We start from the raw sequence: 17,451 nt of genomic DNA, 5'->3' as shown, positions 1-17,451 counted from the left end.
ATCTATTTGTAATTTCGGTTGGTCTATTTGCGGGCTTGCTCATCTATTTGCAGGTTCCGGGTTTCTATTTGCATTTACCTATCTATTTGCAAGTTGGGCTGGTCTATTTGCAAGTTCGCTCATCTATTTGTAATTTCGGCTGGACTATTTGCAAATTTGCTCATCTATTTGCAGGTTCCGGATCTCTGTTTGCATTTTACCTATCTATTTGCAAATTCCACTATTCTATTTGCAAGTCCCCTCTTCTATTTGCAGATTATAAAAGCAGCACCCCTCCACACAAAAAAAGTGCCACATCAATGGCACTTTTTTACAACACCCCTGAAAACAGCCGGGCAAATGATTCCTTCGACCTTTCCGCCAATCCCCGTTTATAATATTGGACGGGACTTAATTTCACACTTTCTTCCAGGTCCTCTTCATAGTGGGCGACAAGATCGCGGATGGAGCTTGTGCCGTATAAAAAGACATTAACTTCAAAGTTCAAGTGGAAGCTGCGCATATCCATGTTTGCCGTTCCAATGGAAGCGAGGATTCCGTCCACGATAATAATCTTCTGATGGAGAAAGCCTTTTTTATAGGAATAGATCTCGACACCATATCGAAGCAGTTCCGCAAAGTAGGACCGGCTTGCGTATTGCGTCAGGAAGCTGTCATTGATCTCAGGGACCAGGATGCGCACTTCCACTCCTTTAGCCGCCGCCACCCTCAACGCCGTACGAATCGATTCATCAGGGACAAAATAAGGTGTGGCAATCCAAATGGACCGTGTCGCGCAGGAAATCATTGAATAATACAGATCACTCATAATTCCCTGCTGTGTGTCAGGACCGCTGGCCACCACCTGCACCGCACCATCAAGCACATCATCATCAATCGGATACTTTACATCCCGGTATTCCTCCAGCACATCTTCCTTGCTGACATATTCCCAGTCCAGGAGAAAAACCGTATGCAATGTATACACTGCCTCCCCCTTGAGGAGCATGTGAGTATCACGCCAGAAGCCGATTTTTTCATTTTCGCCCAGGTATTCAACTCCCACATTCAGTCCGCCCACAAAGCCGACTTTCCCATCTATAACAACAATTTTGCGATGGTTTCTAAAGTTGAATTTCTGATTAAAAAAACCGTACTTCAGCGGAGAAAATGGCTTTACCTTAATGCCTGCATCCTCCATGGACTGCAGATCTTCCAATGTCATTCCCATGCTGCCTGCCGCATCAAAAATAAACAGCACTTCCACTCCCTGCCTGGCTTTGTCGATCAGGATATTGATGATTTCCTTGCCAAGCCTGTCAGACCGGAAAATATAATATTCCATATGGATAAACTCTTCTGCTTCACGCAGCTTTTTCTTGATTTCATTAAATGTCTCCTCGCCATTTTTAAGAATATTTGCCCGTGAATTGGTGCTCAGCGGGGTCAATGCCACATTATTGGCGAATTTAGCAAAGCAGTGCTGGCTGTCCTGCAGGAATGAAATATCAGGTGTTTCTTCCCTTTTCATCAGCCTTTTCCATTCATCCCTGTCCCGGCTTCTTTTGCTTTTAAATAAATAGCCTTTCAAATATAGCTGTCCGGAAAACAAGTAAAACAGATAACCGGCAACCGGAAAAAACACCAGCACATACATCCACAGCAAGGTCTGGTTAGGGCTGCGATTCTCGAGCATCAAGGAAATAGCGCTGATAAATATAACAGCTGCATAAAGCAGGACAGCACCGATTTTAATGGGTGAGGGTGCATCCGTGAAAAATATCATATACACTGATGCAATCAGGATAAATACAAATAAAGAGTCCACTCTTCTTTTTTTCATAGGCCACTTCTCCTAAAAAGGTTACAATATGTATGTTTTCCTTATACCCTTTTTGATGCCATATAGAAACCAGGCAACCTTAGCTTTTCCCATTTTCAGGTTAAGAAAGCATGATCCGGAAAAAAAGAAGAGCCTTGCTGAAATCGCAATGGCTATTGTCCCCCTCCGGTATAATGATTATCACCCATCGTATAATTCGAGCTCTCCCCCGGTTTTTCACTTGGGCTGATCCCTTTTTGCATTGTATTGTTTATCGCAGTCTAACGGGCAGTAAGACCCCCACTTCAAGACTCAGAGGAATCAAAGGAGGAAAGCGGGGGTCAAACTGCCCGTAAAGGCCCGATTGGTGAGATACAGTGAAACTTGCCGATGCGCAGCAGAGGCTTAGTTGAACCAATCGGGTTCGTAGTGTCGATTGATTGAAGCACTAGTGGAGATCTTAGCGACACTAGAACGCGACTAACAATCAGTGGGGGATAAGGAACACCCCCACTGATTGAAGTTTCACTTTATCTTCTTTCTTCTGCGGTCAATGCAATAGGCGAAAACCAGAGTCGCAATAATTAAACCAAACAGCACTCCCATTCTGCTTCCCCCTTTTTATATGTATATTCAATATGCGTAAACCATTGCTTACAATTCAGCCTTAAAAAAAGAGAGCTACTCTTCATAGCTCCCTCTAAAAAATTACTTCCTCATATTCTCCTGGTCCTTCAAACGGTTTTGCTGATCCGGCTTACGCTCCTGATCTTTTAACGACTGTTCTTGCTGCTGCCGGGAATCCTGCCCTTTTACAATCTCTTTTAAGTCCTTGTTGTTATCCTGTGTCATACTGATCCCTCCTGTACTTTTTTATCCTGTTCCCTTATCACAGCAAAGAAAAACAATTTTTGCTAAAGGATTTCGTCACAGTAAAGAGAATCTAAGGGTTAGGAAAAAATAAAGGAGTGAACCTGATGGAAATTAGGCTTCTGCGCCCGGATGATGCTGAAATATACAAAGAGTTAAGATTAGAGGGATTAAAAAAGAATCCGGAAGCATTTGGTTCAAGCTATGAGGAGGAAGCGGGGAGGCCTCCTGAAGTGTATGGAGAAAGATTTAAGACAGAAAACTCCTATCACTACGGCGCATTTGAAGACGGGAAGCTTATAGGTGTTGTCAGTCTAGTGAGAGATACCGGGTTAAAAATGAAGCACCGCACCAATATATATGCGATGTACGTGACAGAGTCCGCCCGAAAGAATGGTATCGGCAAGAGCCTTGTCAGCAAGGCTGTGGAAAAAGCCCGCTCATGGGACGGGGTGGAACAAATCCACCTGGCCGTCATGTCTGAAAATATACCTGCTAAAAAGCTTTATGCATCTTTCGGCTTCGAGGTTTACGGCAAGGAGAGGCATGCACTGAAGATTGATGGCAAGTACTATGATGAGGACCTGATGGCATTGTTTTTATAAGAGGCAGCTTCCCCGCAGGATAAAAAGAATAGCACCTTATCAGCAAGGTGCTATTCTCATAAACTCTATTTTCTTTTTCCTTTCCCTTTCAAATCAACGCCAATGGCAGCTCCATTGCGGCTGGAGTCTGCTACACCTTTGAAAATACCTTTATCACGGTCAATCAAAATACTTTGGACGTTTCCAATTGTGGTCGGACTCGGACCGAAGTTATGCCCCATTCCGTTTAGCCTATTAATAGCTTCTGACGGAATGCCTTCCTCATAGCGGTAGGAATTCAGGTTATTGGTATAGATCCGCGGTTCCTCAACTGCTGCTTTTAGCTCCATATCATATTCAATCGCATAAAGGATGGTCTGCAGTACTGATGTAATAATCGTTGGGCCTCCTGGTGAACCGACTGTCAGGACAGGCTCTCCATCTTCAAAGACAATCGTCGGTGTCATCGAGCTTAAAGGACGCTTGTTTGGCTGGACTTCATTTGCCCCGCCTGGCACGGCATCAAAATCTGTCAGCTCATTATTCAGCATCAGCCCGTAGCCCGGAACCATGATTCCTGTTCCGAATACCTGTTCAATGGTTGTCGTATAAGATACAACATTTCCCCATCTGTCCGTTACGGAAAAGTGGGTAGTCTCACCGTATTGGCGGTCATTCGGCTGTTCAGCCGCTTCATAATTGGCTTCACTGTTCTCATATTTCCAAGGATCTCCCGCTTCAGGATTTTTGTTGACTTTATCCAGGCTGATCAGTTCCTGGCGCTCCTTAATATAATCAGGGTGAAGGAGCCCATTGACCGGGACATTTACAAACTCCGGATCCCCTGCATATACTGCGCGGTCTGCATAAGCAAGATGCATGGTTTCAGCAAGCAGGTGATATTTTTCCCAGGATTTTAAATCATATTGTGATAGATTGAAGTCATCCAAAATCTTCAGCATCTGCAGCAAAAATACTCCGCCAGAGCTTGGCGGCGGCATGCTCGCAATTTCATACCCCTGATAGTCTCCCCAAATAGGCTCGTCAATAGTTACATCATACTTTGCCAAATCTTCCGGTGTCATCGATCCTCCAAAATCCTGCACCACACCTGCAAGAGCGTCTGCTATTTTCCCGTTATAAAACGCGTCAGTTCCGCCAGAACGAATCATTTTAAGCGTTTTGGCAAGATCCTTCTGTACTAAACGGTCCCCTTCTTCAAGAGGTTCACCCTTAGGCAAAAACACTTTGCCGGCAGCCGTTCTGTCCAGCTTGTCCTGATTATCGGCAATCGCATCGGCTAATACAGAATCAATCGGAAAACCTTTATCTGCCAGCTTAATCGCAGGACCGATCAGCAGCTGCATAGGGCGTGTTCCCCATTTTTCAAGAGCTGTTTCCAGCCCTTTCAATGTGCCCGGCACACCGACAGCCGTACCGCCAGTTGATCGCTCCGCAAATGGAATCGGATCTCCGTCTTCATCCAGGAACATATCCGGTGTGGCTCCGGCCGGGGCACGTTCGCGGCTGTTAATGATGGTGGTTTCTTTCGTTTTTCCATCATAGACCATCATGAAGCCCCCGCCGCCAATTCCGGACATCATCGGTTCCACCACATTGAGGGCAAACTGGACCGCGACAGCCGCATCGATGGCATTACCGCCCTTTTTCAAAACATCTGCCCCAATTTTTGATGCAAGCGGATGAGCTGAAGCCACCATTCCATCCCTGCCTACATCAACCTGGCTATATCCGCCATAGCCATCATCATGCTTCGGCTTTTTCGCCTGCCCGGTTAACGGCATGGTTCCGGCAACCAGTAAAATACTTAAAAGCATGAGAATACTAGCTTTCAAAAATCTTTTCATAATCTTCCTCCTTCAGTATGGTTCTACACGTCTAACTTAAGAGGAAGGAAAAGGATAATCAAGAAATAAGAGTTAATATTCTGAAAGTTAAGTCTATTTTACTAGATGCTGGTGTGTAAAAAGGTGGAATTATTCTTCCGGATGGGAAAATATGAGGGGGCAGTTTTTAATCGGGGAGAAACGCTCCCCCCGATATTCTGTTATAGGTTTTGTTATCTACCAGGGCAGGTCTGCACCATAGGTCTTTGCTCTGGCTTCACTGTCCTTTCTCCGCTTTTTGCGGAATTCCGCCCGTTCTTTTGCTGTTTCATATAAGCTCTTTTCTTCGTCTGTCTCAGGCACGACTGCCGGCACCGGAGCAGGCTTTCCATTCTCGTCAACCGCAACCATTGTCAAAAAGGACATCGCACACACATTTCGATCGCCCGTCAGCAGGTCTTCTGCAATTACTTTTACGAAAATCTCCATAGATGTCCGGCCTGTATAGGTCACAAACGCCTCCAGGCAGACTGAATTGCCTTCATAAACCGGATGAAGAAAGTCAACAGAGTCTGTAGATGCGGTTACGACATTTCTTCTTCCATGCCTCATCGCCGCGATGGCTGCCACATCATCAATATAAGCCATTAGCTTGCCGCCGAATAATGTTCCATATGTATTCGTGTCCGGCGGAAGCACGATGCTTGTTTTTACCGTAAAAGATTCTCTGCATGTTTTTGTTTCATTCATGTTGTTCCCTCCTGTTTTAATAAAGCATATCAAAAGCTGATGGCTAATAAAAATAATTTGGATAGATATTAAAAAAATATTGCCAAAAATACCCTCTTTATCATATAATTTTATTGACCAGTGTTCAATAACGAAAGGTGATTCCATGAGCCCAAGAAAATCAGCCCAAGACGAACTAACAAAAGAAGCAATTATTTCTGTAGCACGTGATCTGTTTGTTCAGGAAGGATATGCCGCAGCATCCATGAGAAAAATTGCGGACACCCTTCACTGCAGCCATGGTGCCATCTATTATCATTTCAAAAATAAGGCTCAATTATTTTACGAAATGGTTGAAGCCGATTTTCAAAAGCTCGACCAGGTCCTCGACAGTGTGCTGAAAGAATCTGCAGATACCAATGAACAGAAGCTTTTCAGCATTTTTTACCGTTATATTCAATTTGGCCTGACCCATCAAAAGCATTATGAGCTGATGTTTTTAATTCGGGATGATGATGTGAAAAGCTATCTGAATGAAGGACCAAATAAAAGCTACATGCATTTTGCGCAAGCGATTAATTCACTCGCTCCAGAAGCTCTTTCCATAAAGGATATTTGGTCTGTATTTTTAAGCTTGCACGGCTTTGTCACGCATTATTGCAGATCGGAAACGACATTTGAAGAAGTGAAGGAACTCGCCTCTTCACATGCGCAATTTTTGATTAAAGCCATTTATTAAAGAAATGACATCCATTTCTTTAATTTTTCCCTTTAATTGAACAGTGGTTAATAAATTAAAAAGGATGATGAAGAATGATAAAAACAGCTGCGGTTTTAGGCGCAACAGGCGGAATGGGCTATGCTTTAACAGAGGCATTATGCCGCATAAATATAAAAACTTTTGCCTTTGCCAGGTCTGAAGAAAACCTGCTTAACTTCAAGGAAGACTGGGGACCAAATGCTGTTATCCATCCAGGGGATGCACAGAATCCAGATGATGTTGAAAAGGCAGTGACAGAAGCGGATGCCGTTTTTCATGCCATTAATATTCCTTATCCTGACTGGAATCCCGCACTCTCAATTATATTGGATAATATCCTGCACGCATGCCGCAAACATCAAAAGCCTTTTATTTATGCTGATAATATATATTCCTATGGCCTTCAATCCAGCCCTGCTGCCGAAGTTTCTCCCAAGAATCCGCACACAAAAAAAGGCAAGCTGCGCCAAACCTTAATTGAGATGATAAAAAACTCAGGCGTGCCATACATCATTGCCCACTTCCCTGACTTTTACGGCCCACATACAGGAAACACACTCTTACACTATACACTCAGCCAGATTATTGAAAAAAATAAAGGCATGTTTGTCGGCAAAACCGATATTCCAAGAGAATTCATCTATATTAAGGATGGAGCAGAAGCTTTAGCCGAACTTTCATTAAATGAAACCTCATACGGCGAAGTCTGGAATATCCCTGGTGCAGGGACCATAACTGGTGAAGAAATAGCCAGTATTGTTTCTAGCCATCTAAATAGAGGCGTTACCTTCACACCTGTCCATAAGTGGATGATTCGTGCCATCGGTGTTTTTGATCCCATGATGAGGGAATATACGGAATTGATGTATTTGAATCAGACTCCTGTTATTTTGGACGGCAGTAAATATGAAGCGAGAATCGGCACTCTCCCTCAAACACCATACGAGACTGGAATTAAAATGACACTGGATCATTTATTAAACGAAAGGAATGCCGTTGTTTAACGGCATTCCTTTATTTGAAGAATGAATTTTTCTTCTTTCCCCTCAGGATATCACCCATCCAGCCTTTTTTCACGAGCATGATATAAAGGGCTGCGGTAGAAGCAATGATAATGATAATGGAGAACAAATAACCATACTTCCATTCCAGTTCGGGCATAATTTTGAAGTTCATGCCCCAGAGCGCTCCCCAGGTTGCAATCGGAGTCATAAGAGTGGTAATAACAGTGAGTGTCTTCACAATTTCATTTCCCCTGTGCATGGATACCATCTCTTCAAAATTCACGAGGTCATCAATTTCTTGCTGAAACTCACGCACCAGCGTATACCCTCTTTCAATCCGCTTGCAGGTTCTTTTAAATTCAGTTCCTTCTGTAACATCTTCACCAAAGGTTTCTTCTACACCAAGCCTGATTTCCTTAACAGGAATCATAATATTTTTCCACACGAGAATCTGGTGGCGCAGCTCATAGATTTCTTCCAGGCGATTAATATTATTCTTATCTTTTATTTTCCATAAAAGGTCATTTAAACGTACTTCAAACTTATCAATCTTCTTAATGTTATCGCTCAGGATTTCACCTAAAATCACAAAAAATCCATCAATGGCGTTGTTCGTATAATCCATTTTATTTAAAAGCAGTGATTCATCAGACTGAATGACAGTCGAATCAAAGTCCACAGTGAGGAGAAAATCCCTTGTCAGAAAATAGTGAAACAAACTATTTTCATGCTGCTCGTTCGTTGTCTGCTGATAAATGAGTGAGCCGCTGATAAACTCCTTTTTGCGGACGCAGGTATCTATTTCCATTACATTTGTTTTGTTCTCGGAAGTGTTTTTGGCCCATTTCTGCAATGCTTCTTTATAGTCGCCAGCTTCATTAAAGTCTATTTCATCCAAATGATCGTAACGGTGCCATGTCCAATTATCCTCATTATATTCTTTTTCCATCCCATCTTCCTCCTAAAACGCTCTTTTATCTATATCATCATACTTCCCTGCTTAAAGGCTGAATAAAACCTTGTTGAAAGAGTAATTTCTTCTAGTATTGGAAACAATGTTAAAAGTACTTCATGTTTGCTTCTGATTATGCCGGGTAAATATAGAGCAAGAAAGACAATCAAATTTTTTAGAGGAGGAGCATAAACATGAATTCTCGTCCATTAAATCCATATCTGTTAGCCGGTGTTGGAATTACAAGCATTTTATTACTAGCAAGCAAAAACAATCGAAATAAAGTTCAGTCTCTTGCAGTTAAAATGAAAGGCATGCTGCCTGAACGCTTTTTAAACGAAACAGTGCCAACAGAAAAGCTGGGTCACCCGGACCCTCATAATATTGAAGATAATAAAATGGTTGATGAAGGTGCCATGTATTCAGTAAATTACTATAATGAAACTGTTCAGCAATGACCTAAGGACTAACTCCTTAGGTTTTTTACATAAATCTGAATTTTCGGAGGAAGCAAGATGGGTGTTCTTTTCATCCTGATTTATTTGGGAATCGTATTAGCTGTTATTGAAATCCATACTCTTATTTTCACCTATACAGGGCTTGATAAGCATATTGCCAGATTTCAGGTGATCAGCATGCTTACAGGCACCGGCTTTACAACCGGGGAATCGGAACTCATCATTGACCATCCGATCCGCAGAAGGTTCGGAGCTTTTCTAATTTTATTTGGCGCCTTTTCATTGGCAGTCATTATTTCTGCAATCAGCAATATCCTTTCAGATGAATTTTATACTTCCAAGATCTCATTCGTGGCAGCAGCCCTGGTCCTAATTATCATTATTTTAAGGCTCCCCAAGGTACGGGATTATCTTCCAGGTAAATTGGAGCATGAACTCGAAGAACATTATGATTTTCGTGATCTTCCGATAAGGGAGGCTCTTCTCACGGAAGATAATGATCATGTCCTGGACTATTTTATTGACGAAGAATGTGAGTTTATTGGTAAAGAGCTGGGGGATATTATCGACGAGGATGAAGATATTAATGTGCTATTTATCCAGAGAGGCGATGTAAAAATCAGAAAAGAGCGGCTTGTTACGGAACTGCAGGAAGGCGACCATATTGTTTTATATGGAGAAGAACAAACAATTGAGGATAAGTTTGGTCCTAAACAGGATAAAGAAGATTAAAGCATCCCCATCGTGGAGATGCTTTTTTGCCGCTTCAGTTAAACTGCTTTGCCGGCGACAGATAGAGTGTCAGGCCAATTTTTTTGCATACTGTTACATAATGCATCATCGCCAGGAGAACAGCGCCCATATTCATTCCCACAATAATTCCGTCCATCTGCAGGCTGTGCATCGAGCCAAGCACAAACATGGCCGAGAAAGAAACAACGGTTGACCAGACGGAATGATAGAACGCATCCTTCATCAGACCCAGTCCGATTAAATAGGCCTGCATCGGGATAATGAAAAAGTGGAGCAGGAAGAATGGCCAAAGCAGCTGTAAATATACGGCTGCATCTGTGGAGTGAAAAAACATCTCGGTCAGCGGCTGTGCAAAGAAATAGAAAAAAACAACCGATGGAATCCCATATAAAAAGGTGACAAAAAACACCTGCTGAAGAAGTCTCCGAAGCTCCCCCAGATTATGATCAGCATACTCTTTGGAGACTGTCGGGATCAGCATGATTAAAAAGGAATGGGCTATAAAGGATGGAAAAAAACCAATGGTCATGGCGACACCGGCGAGCATCCCAAAATGTTCTGTTGCAACTTCGCCGGGCACTCCTGCTTTTAAGAGAGCCGCCTTGATTAAAAATGGCTGAACAGCATGTGTCAGGGCATGAAAGACCCTTAAAGCCGTTGTCGGAACAGACACAGAGATTAGATTCTGCCTCACACTTTTTCCGCTGACATAGTCAGATGGCTCTTTTTTAATCCGCTGATACTGAATAATAAACATATTCAGCAAGTATAGAAAAACAACAATCTCACTTCCTACAAACGTACAAAAAGCAATAAAGACCGCTGTATTGACATCAAATTGAAAGGCCTGATAAAGCACGACGAGCAGGAGGAGCTGAACGGATTTGCGCAGAAAATTGGATGCTGCAATTTTTCCCATTTGATGCTTGCCCATGAAAAAGCCCCTGGCAATCGAGGAAAAGGACACGATGGGGATAAAGCCGATCACAACCCATCTCAAGAGCGGATGGTACTCATCAAAGACACTGATAAACGGAATTATAATCGCTGCGGCCGGCACCAAAACGGCTGTAAAGATAATGGTCAGCTTGATGACATGATGAAGCATGCTAAGATGATACCTTTTATCTTTTTCGGCAATGAATTTGGAAATCGAGATCGGAAGCTCAAAACTGGCCAGCAGCACGATCAGAAATATGGTCGGCAAAATCGACATGTACATGCCGAGTCCCCTCTCCCCCAGTTCCCGGGCGAGCACCATATTCACCACAAACTCTATACATTCGCTTGCAAAAGCAGCCAGTGCAAGCAATATGACTCCTTTGAAGAATTTACTCATTGCGCCTCTCCTTATATAATGCAGATTCTATATAAGATATGAGACATGCCCCGATAATATATTGCCCTTTTGGAACTTTTGAGAAAATTAATATAACGAAAAAAGGAGAGCTGGCAATATGCCGCCCCCCTCTCAGCTAAAATACAAAAACATGTGCAATCAGTACAATAACAGGTAAAGTAATGATCGTTCTTTCGATAAAAATAACGAATAAATCCATAAAGCTCAGCGGAATATTTGAACGCAGGATCAGAATCCCGATTTCCGACATGTATACTAATTGTGTTAATGACAGGCCTGCCACAACGAACCTTGTCAGCTCGCTCTCAATTCCGCTTCCGATAACAGCAGGCAGGAACATATCAGCAAAGCCGACAAGCATAGTCTGCGCCGCAGCACCTGCTTCCGGCAATTGCATAAACTCCAAAACCGGAATGAGCGGGTAAGAAATAAACTTAAATGCAGGCGTGTATTCCGCAATGATCAGGGCCGCTGCTCCCAGGCTCATCACAAGTGGAATCAGGCCCATCCAAATATCCAGAACAGTTTCAATGCCATTGGTTAAAAGCTTTTTGGGACCCGGAGCATTCCTTGCTTTATCAATTGCCTGCTCCCATCCCCATTTCAATTTCGAAACCCCTTCCGGAATGGTTTCATCTATCTGCTGTCCTACCGGCTCATAATAAGTATCCGGCTTCCGGGATAATGGCGGTATTCTTGGCATAATCAATGCTGCCACGACACATGCGGCAGAAACGGTTAAGTAAAAAGGGATGAATAAATGGCCAAGACCAACAACATTCGCAACGACAAGACTGAAAGCCACAGACGCAATCGAGAAGGTTGTCGCAATGACCGCTGCTTCTCTTTTTGTGTAAAAGCCTTCATCATATTGCTTCGTTGTTACCAATACACCGACTGTTCCGGCACCCATCCAGGACGCGAGGCAATCGATGGAGGACCGTCCGGGAAGTGTAAAAAATGGCCTCATAAATTTCTGGACAAGCGCCCCAATGAACTCCATTAAACCAAACTCCACTAAAAGCGGCAGAAGGATGCCGGCAAACAGGAACCACGTAAGCAAAACGGGAGCCAGGTCGTAGAGAACCACTCCGCCTGTATTCCGCGACCAGATAAACTCAGGACCGATTTCATAAAAAGTCATGATTCCCACTGCGAATCCGAGGACTCTCATGGTCAACCCAAATTTCCCGGTATCAAATAACCCTTTTAAAAACTTATTATCCAGTATAAATGCCGGCTTTGCTGTTTTTGCCAGGATGGAAAGAAAAACGGATAATCCTAAAATAATAATGATAATGGCAGGCATCTGCTCACTGAACGCTTTGCCTAAAAGAGAGGCTAAAATACCGACACCAATCGTGACGTCTCCCTGAAATTTAACTGGAACCAGAAATAGGAGCGACCCAATTAAAGATGGGATAATAAATTTCCAATACTCTCCTGTGACGGCTTGCGGCTTAACCCTTGTCTCAGCTTTCATTCTATTACCTCCTTATGATTTGGAAACAACTGCTTCATGTTCCATAAGTGCTTCTTCCAATATTCTCAGACCCTGATCAATTTGCTCCTTTGTCACAACAAGCGGCGGAATCATCCGAATTACTTCCCCTGAATTTCCGCAGAGATAAAAGAGGACTCCCTTATCAAGAGAAGAATTCAGGATGTCCATTACCGCGTTTCCATCCGGTTTTCCGGTTTGCGGGTCGATGATTTCAATGCCGATCATCAGCCCCAGACCTCTGACACTGCCAATTGCAGGATGTTCGGCTTTCAAAGCCTGTAATTTCTGTAATGCATACTCTCCCATTTGCTTTGCGTTTTCCAAAAGATTCTCCGTTTTTAGGACTTCAAGAGAGGCCAATGCTGCAGAACAGGCAATCGGATTTCCGCCAAAGGTTGTTCCATGGGCACCCAGCGGCCATTTTTCCATCAATTCCTTCGAAGCTGCAGTTGCGCTTAACGGCAGTCCTGCCGCAATTCCTTTTGCAATCGCCATGATATCCGGCACCACATCAAATGCCTGGGCGGCAAACCATTCCCCAGTACGCCCAAAGCCGGTTTGCACTTCATCAAATATCAGCAGGATTCCATGCCGGTCACAAATTTCCCTGATCTTCTGCAGCCATTTCTTCGGAGGAATGATATAGCCGCCTTCCCCGAGAACCGGTTCAATGATCATGCAGGCAACCTCTTCCGGGTCAACCTGATGCTTGAAGAGTGTTTCAGCGTCCTTTTCCAGTTTTCTTGGGAAGTACTCCTCAGGATCTTCGCCAAAAGGACAATCCCGCTCATCCGCATATGGAAGCTGATAGGTCAGCCAGGACGGCTGCTGAAACTTGCGGTATTTGCTCTTGGATGTGGATACACTCAGCGCTCCCATCGACCTTCCATGGAAACAGCCTGTGAAGGAAACAACATAGGGCCTCCGCGTGACATACTTTGCAAGCTTAATAGCTCCTTCGATTGCTTCAGTCCCGCTGTTCGCAAAGAAAAAGCAATCCAGATTTCCCGGTGTAATTTTTCCAAGCTCCTCTGCGAGCCGCAAAATCGATTCATAGATGATAACGCCTGACGGGCCGTGCACCAAATGGTCTGCACTGTCTTTAATGGCCTGTACAACCTTTGGATGGCGATGCCCGACATTTTCCACTGCAATGCCTGATGTAAAATCCAAATACTCTTTTCCATCGACACCGTAGTAATAGCAGCCTTCCGCCTTGACCACCGGCAAATTCGGATGATCCTTTGCCATGCTTGGCGCCAATAGGTTTGAAATGTTTCCGACAAGATGACTCCAATTTTCTCCGTTCATACTTTTCCCTCCTGAATACTGCATAGATGTAATTGTTATGTTTTCTCTGCTATTCTTTAATGCAATATTCATGCCAAAGTATGTATTAACAATCATATTTTTTTAATTTTCTTACTACTGAAGGCTGACTGATCCCCAGGGCAACTGCTATTTCAGTAGTGGTCCGGTAACGTTTCCTTGCATTGTTTAATACTTTTTTCTCTACATCTTTCAATATAGCGGGAAGAGTTTGTCCCTCATAATCTATAAAACCCTCTTTTTTTCCTTGCATATGGTATTCATAAGGCAGGTCGTCTTTCGTAATCATCAGGCTGGTGCTTGTTACGATAAGCCGCTCCATCAGGTTTTCAAGCTCTCTTACGTTTCCCTTCCACTCAAGCTGCAGCAGGTGATCGACCAGGGATTTGTCCAGGCGCCTTTCCCGATTATGCCGCTTGGAGATAGAGTGGAGAAAATAATGAATGAGAGCAAATAAATCCTCTTTCCTTTCCCTGAGCGGCGGAATCTTTAAGGGCACCACATTCAGCCGGAAGAATAAGTCCTGCCTGAAATCCCTGGATTCCACTGCTTTTTCAAGATCCTTGTTCGTCGCTGCCAGGAGCCGAAAGTCTGCATGAACAGGCTTTGTCCCTCCTACTCTATAAAACTGCTTGTCTTGTATGAATTTCAGCAGCTTTGCCTGCAGATGGGCTGAGAGTTCGCCAATTTCATCAAGAAATAGTGTGCCTCCTTTTGCCATTTCAGCAAATCCCATTTTGCCTTTATTCTTTGCCCCTGTAAAAGCACCGCCTTCATACCCGAAAAACTCAGCTTCAAAGATGGATTCCGGAATCGCACTGCAGTTTACTTCAATGAACGGGCCGTCTTTTCGTATACTGTTTTGATGAATCCATTTGGCGAGAGCCGATTTTCCGACTCCTGACTCACCCAGGAGCAGGACTGTGACATCTACATCGCGGATTCTTCTGATGGTTTCGGCAATATTTCTCATTGCCAGGCTGTCTGCTATCATGCCATCCATTTTAATGCTCTTATTGCGGAGGAGATCCAGTTCACTCTTCACCCTGGCCATTTCTTCTTCAACACTGTTCAGATATTCTTTTATAACAAGAAGTTCTGAAACATCGTAGGAATAGCTGACAATATGATCGATATTCCCAGTTTCATTGAATACAGGAATACCAGTAACCAGGATCTTTTTGCCTGAGCCGGCTTTTTGCACCAGAATGACTTTTTTCTTTTTCTTTAATACTTCTGGAGTAATCGCAGGCTTAAACACGCCTCTTCTTTCAAGTTCATATACAGATTCACCAAGCAGAGTATCCGGTTCGATGCCATAATGCACACCGCTTCCTTTACTGACCTTTATAATTATGCCGTCTGCATTGGTGACCATAATGTCTTCTTCCATTGAAGATATGACTTCTCTGTCATTATTCCAGTCCATGAAAAAGCTGTTCATCAAGTTCCTCCCGCAGATTATTCATTATTGAATAATCATATTTCTAAAAAAATTGTTGTATTTCAGGAGATTCACCCTTAGATTATTCAAATTTAAATAATTATTCAGATTTGTATAAGACTATACATCATTTTAGTGGAAATGAAAAGATGCTGATGGGATAAATTAATAAAAATTCGTATTTTAGTATAAAAATAAAATTAAAACTTTCAAAGATTATAGCTGCATTAAAAGTGGAATATATACTCTTATAAGGGAAGGAGAGGTATTTTTGATTCTACTTTTTGAAATAGCGGCCTATTTGGTCATGATTGCAGTAAATGCGCTGGCAAACATTCTGCCTTTGAATGGGCAGACAACAGGTGAGATATCCAACAAGCTGGAGGTTCTTTTCACCCCGGCAGGGTATGTATTCAGCATTTGGGGATTTATCTATTTGCTGCTGGGTGTCTGGCTGGCAAGGCAAGTTCCAAAGAAGCGAAGGAATCTTCCTATTTACAGGCAGACCAGTCTTCTGTTCATTGTGAGCTGCATGTTAAACAGTCTATGGATTTTCGCCTGGCACTACGAGTATTTTCTTTTATCCTTACTCATTATGATTGCACTTCTTTTTACTCTCATTTTTTTATACAAGAATGTCAGGAAATTTGATCCTGAGTTTCTGGATATTGCCCCATTTTCCGTTTACTTAGGCTGGATTTCTGTAGCGGCGATTGCAAATATCAGCTTTTATCTTACCTATATAGGCTGGGATGGATGGGGTCTTAAAGATAGTTTGTGGACATACATCATGCTCTCAGTGGCCACCGCCCTCGCCCTTGTGTTCCGGATTAAGAATAATGACTGGGTTTATCCGCTTGTGTTTGTTTGGGCATTTATCGGCATTGGCGTCAGGAATATGGAAAATGACCCAAATGTGGCTTTTGCCGCTTACTTCGCTGCCTTTTTTACAGCGGCAGGGATTCTGCTGACAAGGAAAAAAAGGTAAGACATTAAGAAAGGAAGCCTCATCACAAGGCTTCCTTTTCTCATCATTTCCATGTCTGGATTTGGTCTGTTTCAAGTATTCCGAGCGTTACGTCACTAATATCAGGGTCATCAAGCAGCTGATTCCTTACACCGATTTTTATATCATCCGCATCCGCAAGGGTCAGACCTTCAACCAGCTCAATGTACCCTTCCACATGATATCTTCTTCCCTCCTGAATCAGACGCAGCTGTTTAATATCCACGACCTGGGGGTCACCAAGAATAATATCGGCAATACGGTCTTCGATATCTTTTGGCGCGGCCACTCCAATCAGGCCAAGCGTATTTTCAAATCCAATTTTCACAGCGATTCCCACCAGAAGCAGCCCAATTAAAATCGTGCCCACTCCGTCCAGGAAGTAAAGCCCTGTAAAATGAGCGATCAGAATCGAAACAAGGGCAAGCAGCGCACCAAATGTCGCGATAATATCTTCATAAAAAACCAGTCGTGTTGGAGGAGAGGCAAGCCTGACATTTTTAAAGGCAACAGGAATAATGTCAAATCCTTTAGCAGGATTCCTCGTTTCATGGCCGATTTCCTTCATGGCTTTTACTAAAATAAATCCATCAACGGCAACTGCAAGTATCATTACTCCCACATTGAGCCAGAGGTCGGTTGATTCCTTTGGATGCTGAATCAATTCCCAGCCTTTATGTAAAGTTTCATAGGCCATGATGGAAATGACGATAACAGCAATTAATACAAACAGGTTGATCACCCGGCCAAATCCAGTTGGGAATCTTTTGGTTGGCGCCTTTTCCGCAAGCGCGCTGCCAAAGAACACAAACCCCTGATTCAATGCATCTGCAAGAGAATGAAGGGTCGTGGCAAGCATGGCCCCGCTCCCGCTTGCAAAAGCTGCCAGGCCTTTCGCAATTGCGAGTGCCGTATTTCCGATTGCTGCCATTCCCGATGATTTGTTTCCTTTTTTCAATAAAGCAATCACAGACATTACATCACCGCCAAATATTTTTGTTTGGTTTTATTTTTACCCTCATCAGCAGATTCTGAATCATTTTTAGCAAA

The 17,451-nt window shown here is 43.2% G+C and carries 17 protein-coding genes; 7 read left to right on the top strand and 10 right to left on the bottom strand.

Annotation, left to right across the window (positions count from 1 at the left end):
- Positions 1-377, top strand: a 377-nt coding sequence (locus tag BK139_RS24235; protein ID WP_217695245.1) for a hypothetical protein, incomplete at its 5' end; no start/stop codon positions are given.
- On the opposite strand, the gene cls is transcribed toward BK139_RS24235, so the two are convergent.
- Together cls and BK139_RS24175 are read right to left on the bottom strand one after the other, a co-directional pair.
- Positions 311-1,822, bottom strand: coding sequence for a cardiolipin synthase (cls, locus tag BK139_RS21305; protein ID WP_076262798.1), 1,512 nt, complete (start codon positions 1,820-1,822; stop codon positions 311-313). The genes BK139_RS24235 and cls overlap by 67 nt on opposite strands.
- A gap of 687 nt (positions 1,823-2,509) precedes the next feature.
- On the bottom strand, positions 2,510-2,653 hold the full coding sequence (locus tag BK139_RS24175; RefSeq protein WP_175609173.1) for a hypothetical protein: 144 nt from the start codon (positions 2,651-2,653) through the stop codon (positions 2,510-2,512).
- A 125-nt stretch (positions 2,654-2,778) separates the two neighbouring features.
- Between BK139_RS24175 and BK139_RS21300 the strand changes: the two genes are divergently transcribed.
- The gene (locus BK139_RS21300; RefSeq protein ID WP_076262795.1) at positions 2,779-3,276 is read left to right on the top strand and encodes a GNAT family N-acetyltransferase; all 498 of its coding nucleotides are present in this window, start codon (positions 2,779-2,781) and stop codon (positions 3,274-3,276) included.
- A gap of 65 nt (positions 3,277-3,341) precedes the next feature.
- Here BK139_RS21300 and ggt read toward each other — a convergent pair whose 3' ends face one another.
- Both ggt and BK139_RS21290 read right to left on the bottom strand, forming a co-directional pair.
- On the bottom strand, positions 3,342-5,123 hold the full coding sequence (gene ggt, locus BK139_RS21295; RefSeq protein WP_076262793.1) for a gamma-glutamyltransferase: 1,782 nt from the start codon (positions 5,121-5,123) through the stop codon (positions 3,342-3,344).
- 216 nt (positions 5,124-5,339) lie between these two features.
- The gene (locus BK139_RS21290; RefSeq protein WP_076262791.1) at positions 5,340-5,852 is read right to left on the bottom strand and encodes an acyl-CoA thioesterase; all 513 of its coding nucleotides are present in this window, start codon (positions 5,850-5,852) and stop codon (positions 5,340-5,342) included.
- Positions 5,853-5,997: 145 nt separating this feature from the next.
- Between BK139_RS21290 and BK139_RS21285 the strand changes: the two genes are divergently transcribed.
- The gene (locus tag BK139_RS21285) at positions 5,998-6,570 is read left to right on the top strand and encodes a TetR/AcrR family transcriptional regulator (protein WP_076262789.1); all 573 of its coding nucleotides are present in this window, start codon (positions 5,998-6,000) and stop codon (positions 6,568-6,570) included.
- Positions 6,571-6,644: 74 nt separating this feature from the next.
- The gene (locus BK139_RS21280; RefSeq protein ID WP_076262786.1) at positions 6,645-7,595 is read left to right on the top strand and encodes an SDR family NAD(P)-dependent oxidoreductase; all 951 of its coding nucleotides are present in this window, start codon (positions 6,645-6,647) and stop codon (positions 7,593-7,595) included.
- A gap of 10 nt (positions 7,596-7,605) precedes the next feature.
- Here the strand turns inward: BK139_RS21280 and BK139_RS21275 are convergent, their stop codons facing one another.
- Complete coding sequence (locus BK139_RS21275) at positions 7,606-8,544, bottom strand: magnesium transporter CorA family protein (protein WP_076262783.1); 939 nt, start codon at positions 8,542-8,544, stop codon at positions 7,606-7,608.
- 197 nt (positions 8,545-8,741) lie between these two features.
- Here BK139_RS21275 and BK139_RS21270 point away from each other — a divergent pair, with 197 nt between their 5' ends.
- Together BK139_RS21270 and BK139_RS21265 are read left to right on the top strand one after the other, a co-directional pair.
- Positions 8,742-9,005, top strand: coding sequence for a hypothetical protein (locus BK139_RS21270; RefSeq protein WP_076262781.1), 264 nt, complete (start codon positions 8,742-8,744; stop codon positions 9,003-9,005).
- A gap of 57 nt (positions 9,006-9,062) precedes the next feature.
- Positions 9,063-9,737: a TrkA C-terminal domain-containing protein gene (locus tag BK139_RS21265; protein ID WP_076262778.1), complete on the top strand. Its 675-nt coding sequence runs from the start codon at positions 9,063-9,065 to the stop codon at positions 9,735-9,737.
- A gap of 34 nt (positions 9,738-9,771) precedes the next feature.
- Here BK139_RS21265 and BK139_RS21260 read toward each other — a convergent pair whose 3' ends face one another.
- From BK139_RS21260 to BK139_RS21245, 4 genes are all read right to left on the bottom strand, one after another.
- Positions 9,772-11,097, bottom strand: a complete 1,326-nt coding sequence (locus tag BK139_RS21260) for a polysaccharide biosynthesis protein (RefSeq protein ID WP_076262776.1) — start codon at positions 11,095-11,097, stop codon at positions 9,772-9,774.
- A gap of 136 nt (positions 11,098-11,233) precedes the next feature.
- On the bottom strand, positions 11,234-12,601 hold the full coding sequence (locus BK139_RS21255; RefSeq protein WP_076262774.1) for a YjiH family protein: 1,368 nt from the start codon (positions 12,599-12,601) through the stop codon (positions 11,234-11,236).
- 12 nt (positions 12,602-12,613) lie between these two features.
- Positions 12,614-13,933 (bottom strand): aspartate aminotransferase family protein, encoded by a 1,320-nt coding sequence (locus BK139_RS21250; RefSeq protein ID WP_076262772.1) that lies wholly within the window; start codon positions 13,931-13,933, stop codon positions 12,614-12,616.
- An 85-nt stretch (positions 13,934-14,018) separates the two neighbouring features.
- Positions 14,019-15,395 (bottom strand): sigma-54 interaction domain-containing protein, encoded by a 1,377-nt coding sequence (locus tag BK139_RS21245; protein WP_076262770.1) that lies wholly within the window; start codon positions 15,393-15,395, stop codon positions 14,019-14,021.
- Between the two features lie 307 nt (positions 15,396-15,702).
- Between BK139_RS21245 and BK139_RS21240 the strand changes: the two genes are divergently transcribed.
- Positions 15,703-16,383 (top strand): TspO/MBR family protein, encoded by a 681-nt coding sequence (locus BK139_RS21240; RefSeq protein WP_076262801.1) that lies wholly within the window; start codon positions 15,703-15,705, stop codon positions 16,381-16,383.
- Between the two features lie 43 nt (positions 16,384-16,426).
- Here the strand turns inward: BK139_RS21240 and BK139_RS21235 are convergent, their stop codons facing one another.
- Positions 16,427-17,377 carry a cation diffusion facilitator family transporter gene (locus tag BK139_RS21235; RefSeq protein WP_076262768.1) on the bottom strand — a complete coding sequence of 317 codons (951 nt, stop codon included), beginning with the start codon at positions 17,375-17,377 and terminating at the stop codon, positions 16,427-16,429.
- Between the last annotated feature and the right edge of the window lie 74 nt (positions 17,378-17,451).

Origin of the sequence: Paenibacillus sp. FSL R5-0490, from assembly GCF_001956215.1 — a bacterium.
GTDB lineage: Bacteria > Bacillota > Bacilli > Bacillales > Cytobacillaceae > Cytobacillus.
The sequence above is the reverse complement of the archived record's forward strand: the minus strand, read 5'-3'. Positions and strand labels throughout refer to the sequence as shown.

Bases quoted from the DNA above. Each gene is read 5' to 3' on its own strand.
- cls (WP_076262798.1), bottom strand. From the start codon at position 1,822: ATGAAAAAAAGAAGAGTGGACTCTTTATTTGTATTTATCCTGATTGCA.
- BK139_RS24175 (WP_175609173.1), bottom strand. From the start codon at position 2,653: ATGACACAGGATAACAACAAGGACTTAAAAGAGATTGTAAAAGGGCAG.
- BK139_RS21300 (WP_076262795.1), top strand. From the start codon at position 2,779: ATGGAAATTAGGCTTCTGCGCCCGGATGATGCTGAAATATACAAAGAG.
- ggt (WP_076262793.1), bottom strand. From the start codon at position 5,123: ATGAAAAGATTTTTGAAAGCTAGTATTCTCATGCTTTTAAGTATTTTA.
- BK139_RS21290 (WP_076262791.1), bottom strand. From the start codon at position 5,852: ATGAATGAAACAAAAACATGCAGAGAATCTTTTACGGTAAAAACAAGC.
- BK139_RS21285 (WP_076262789.1), top strand. From the start codon at position 5,998: ATGAGCCCAAGAAAATCAGCCCAAGACGAACTAACAAAAGAAGCAATT.
- BK139_RS21280 (WP_076262786.1), top strand. From the start codon at position 6,645: ATGATAAAAACAGCTGCGGTTTTAGGCGCAACAGGCGGAATGGGCTAT.
- BK139_RS21275 (WP_076262783.1), bottom strand. From the start codon at position 8,544: ATGGAAAAAGAATATAATGAGGATAATTGGACATGGCACCGTTACGAT.
- BK139_RS21270 (WP_076262781.1), top strand. From the start codon at position 8,742: ATGAATTCTCGTCCATTAAATCCATATCTGTTAGCCGGTGTTGGAATT.
- BK139_RS21265 (WP_076262778.1), top strand. From the start codon at position 9,063: ATGGGTGTTCTTTTCATCCTGATTTATTTGGGAATCGTATTAGCTGTT.
- BK139_RS21260 (WP_076262776.1), bottom strand. From the start codon at position 11,097: ATGAGTAAATTCTTCAAAGGAGTCATATTGCTTGCACTGGCTGCTTTT.
- BK139_RS21255 (WP_076262774.1), bottom strand. From the start codon at position 12,601: ATGAAAGCTGAGACAAGGGTTAAGCCGCAAGCCGTCACAGGAGAGTAT.
- BK139_RS21250 (WP_076262772.1), bottom strand. From the start codon at position 13,933: ATGAACGGAGAAAATTGGAGTCATCTTGTCGGAAACATTTCAAACCTA.
- BK139_RS21245 (WP_076262770.1), bottom strand. From the start codon at position 15,395: ATGAACAGCTTTTTCATGGACTGGAATAATGACAGAGAAGTCATATCT.
- BK139_RS21240 (WP_076262801.1), top strand. From the start codon at position 15,703: ATGATTGCAGTAAATGCGCTGGCAAACATTCTGCCTTTGAATGGGCAG.
- BK139_RS21235 (WP_076262768.1), bottom strand. From the start codon at position 17,377: ATGTCTGTGATTGCTTTATTGAAAAAAGGAAACAAATCATCGGGAATG.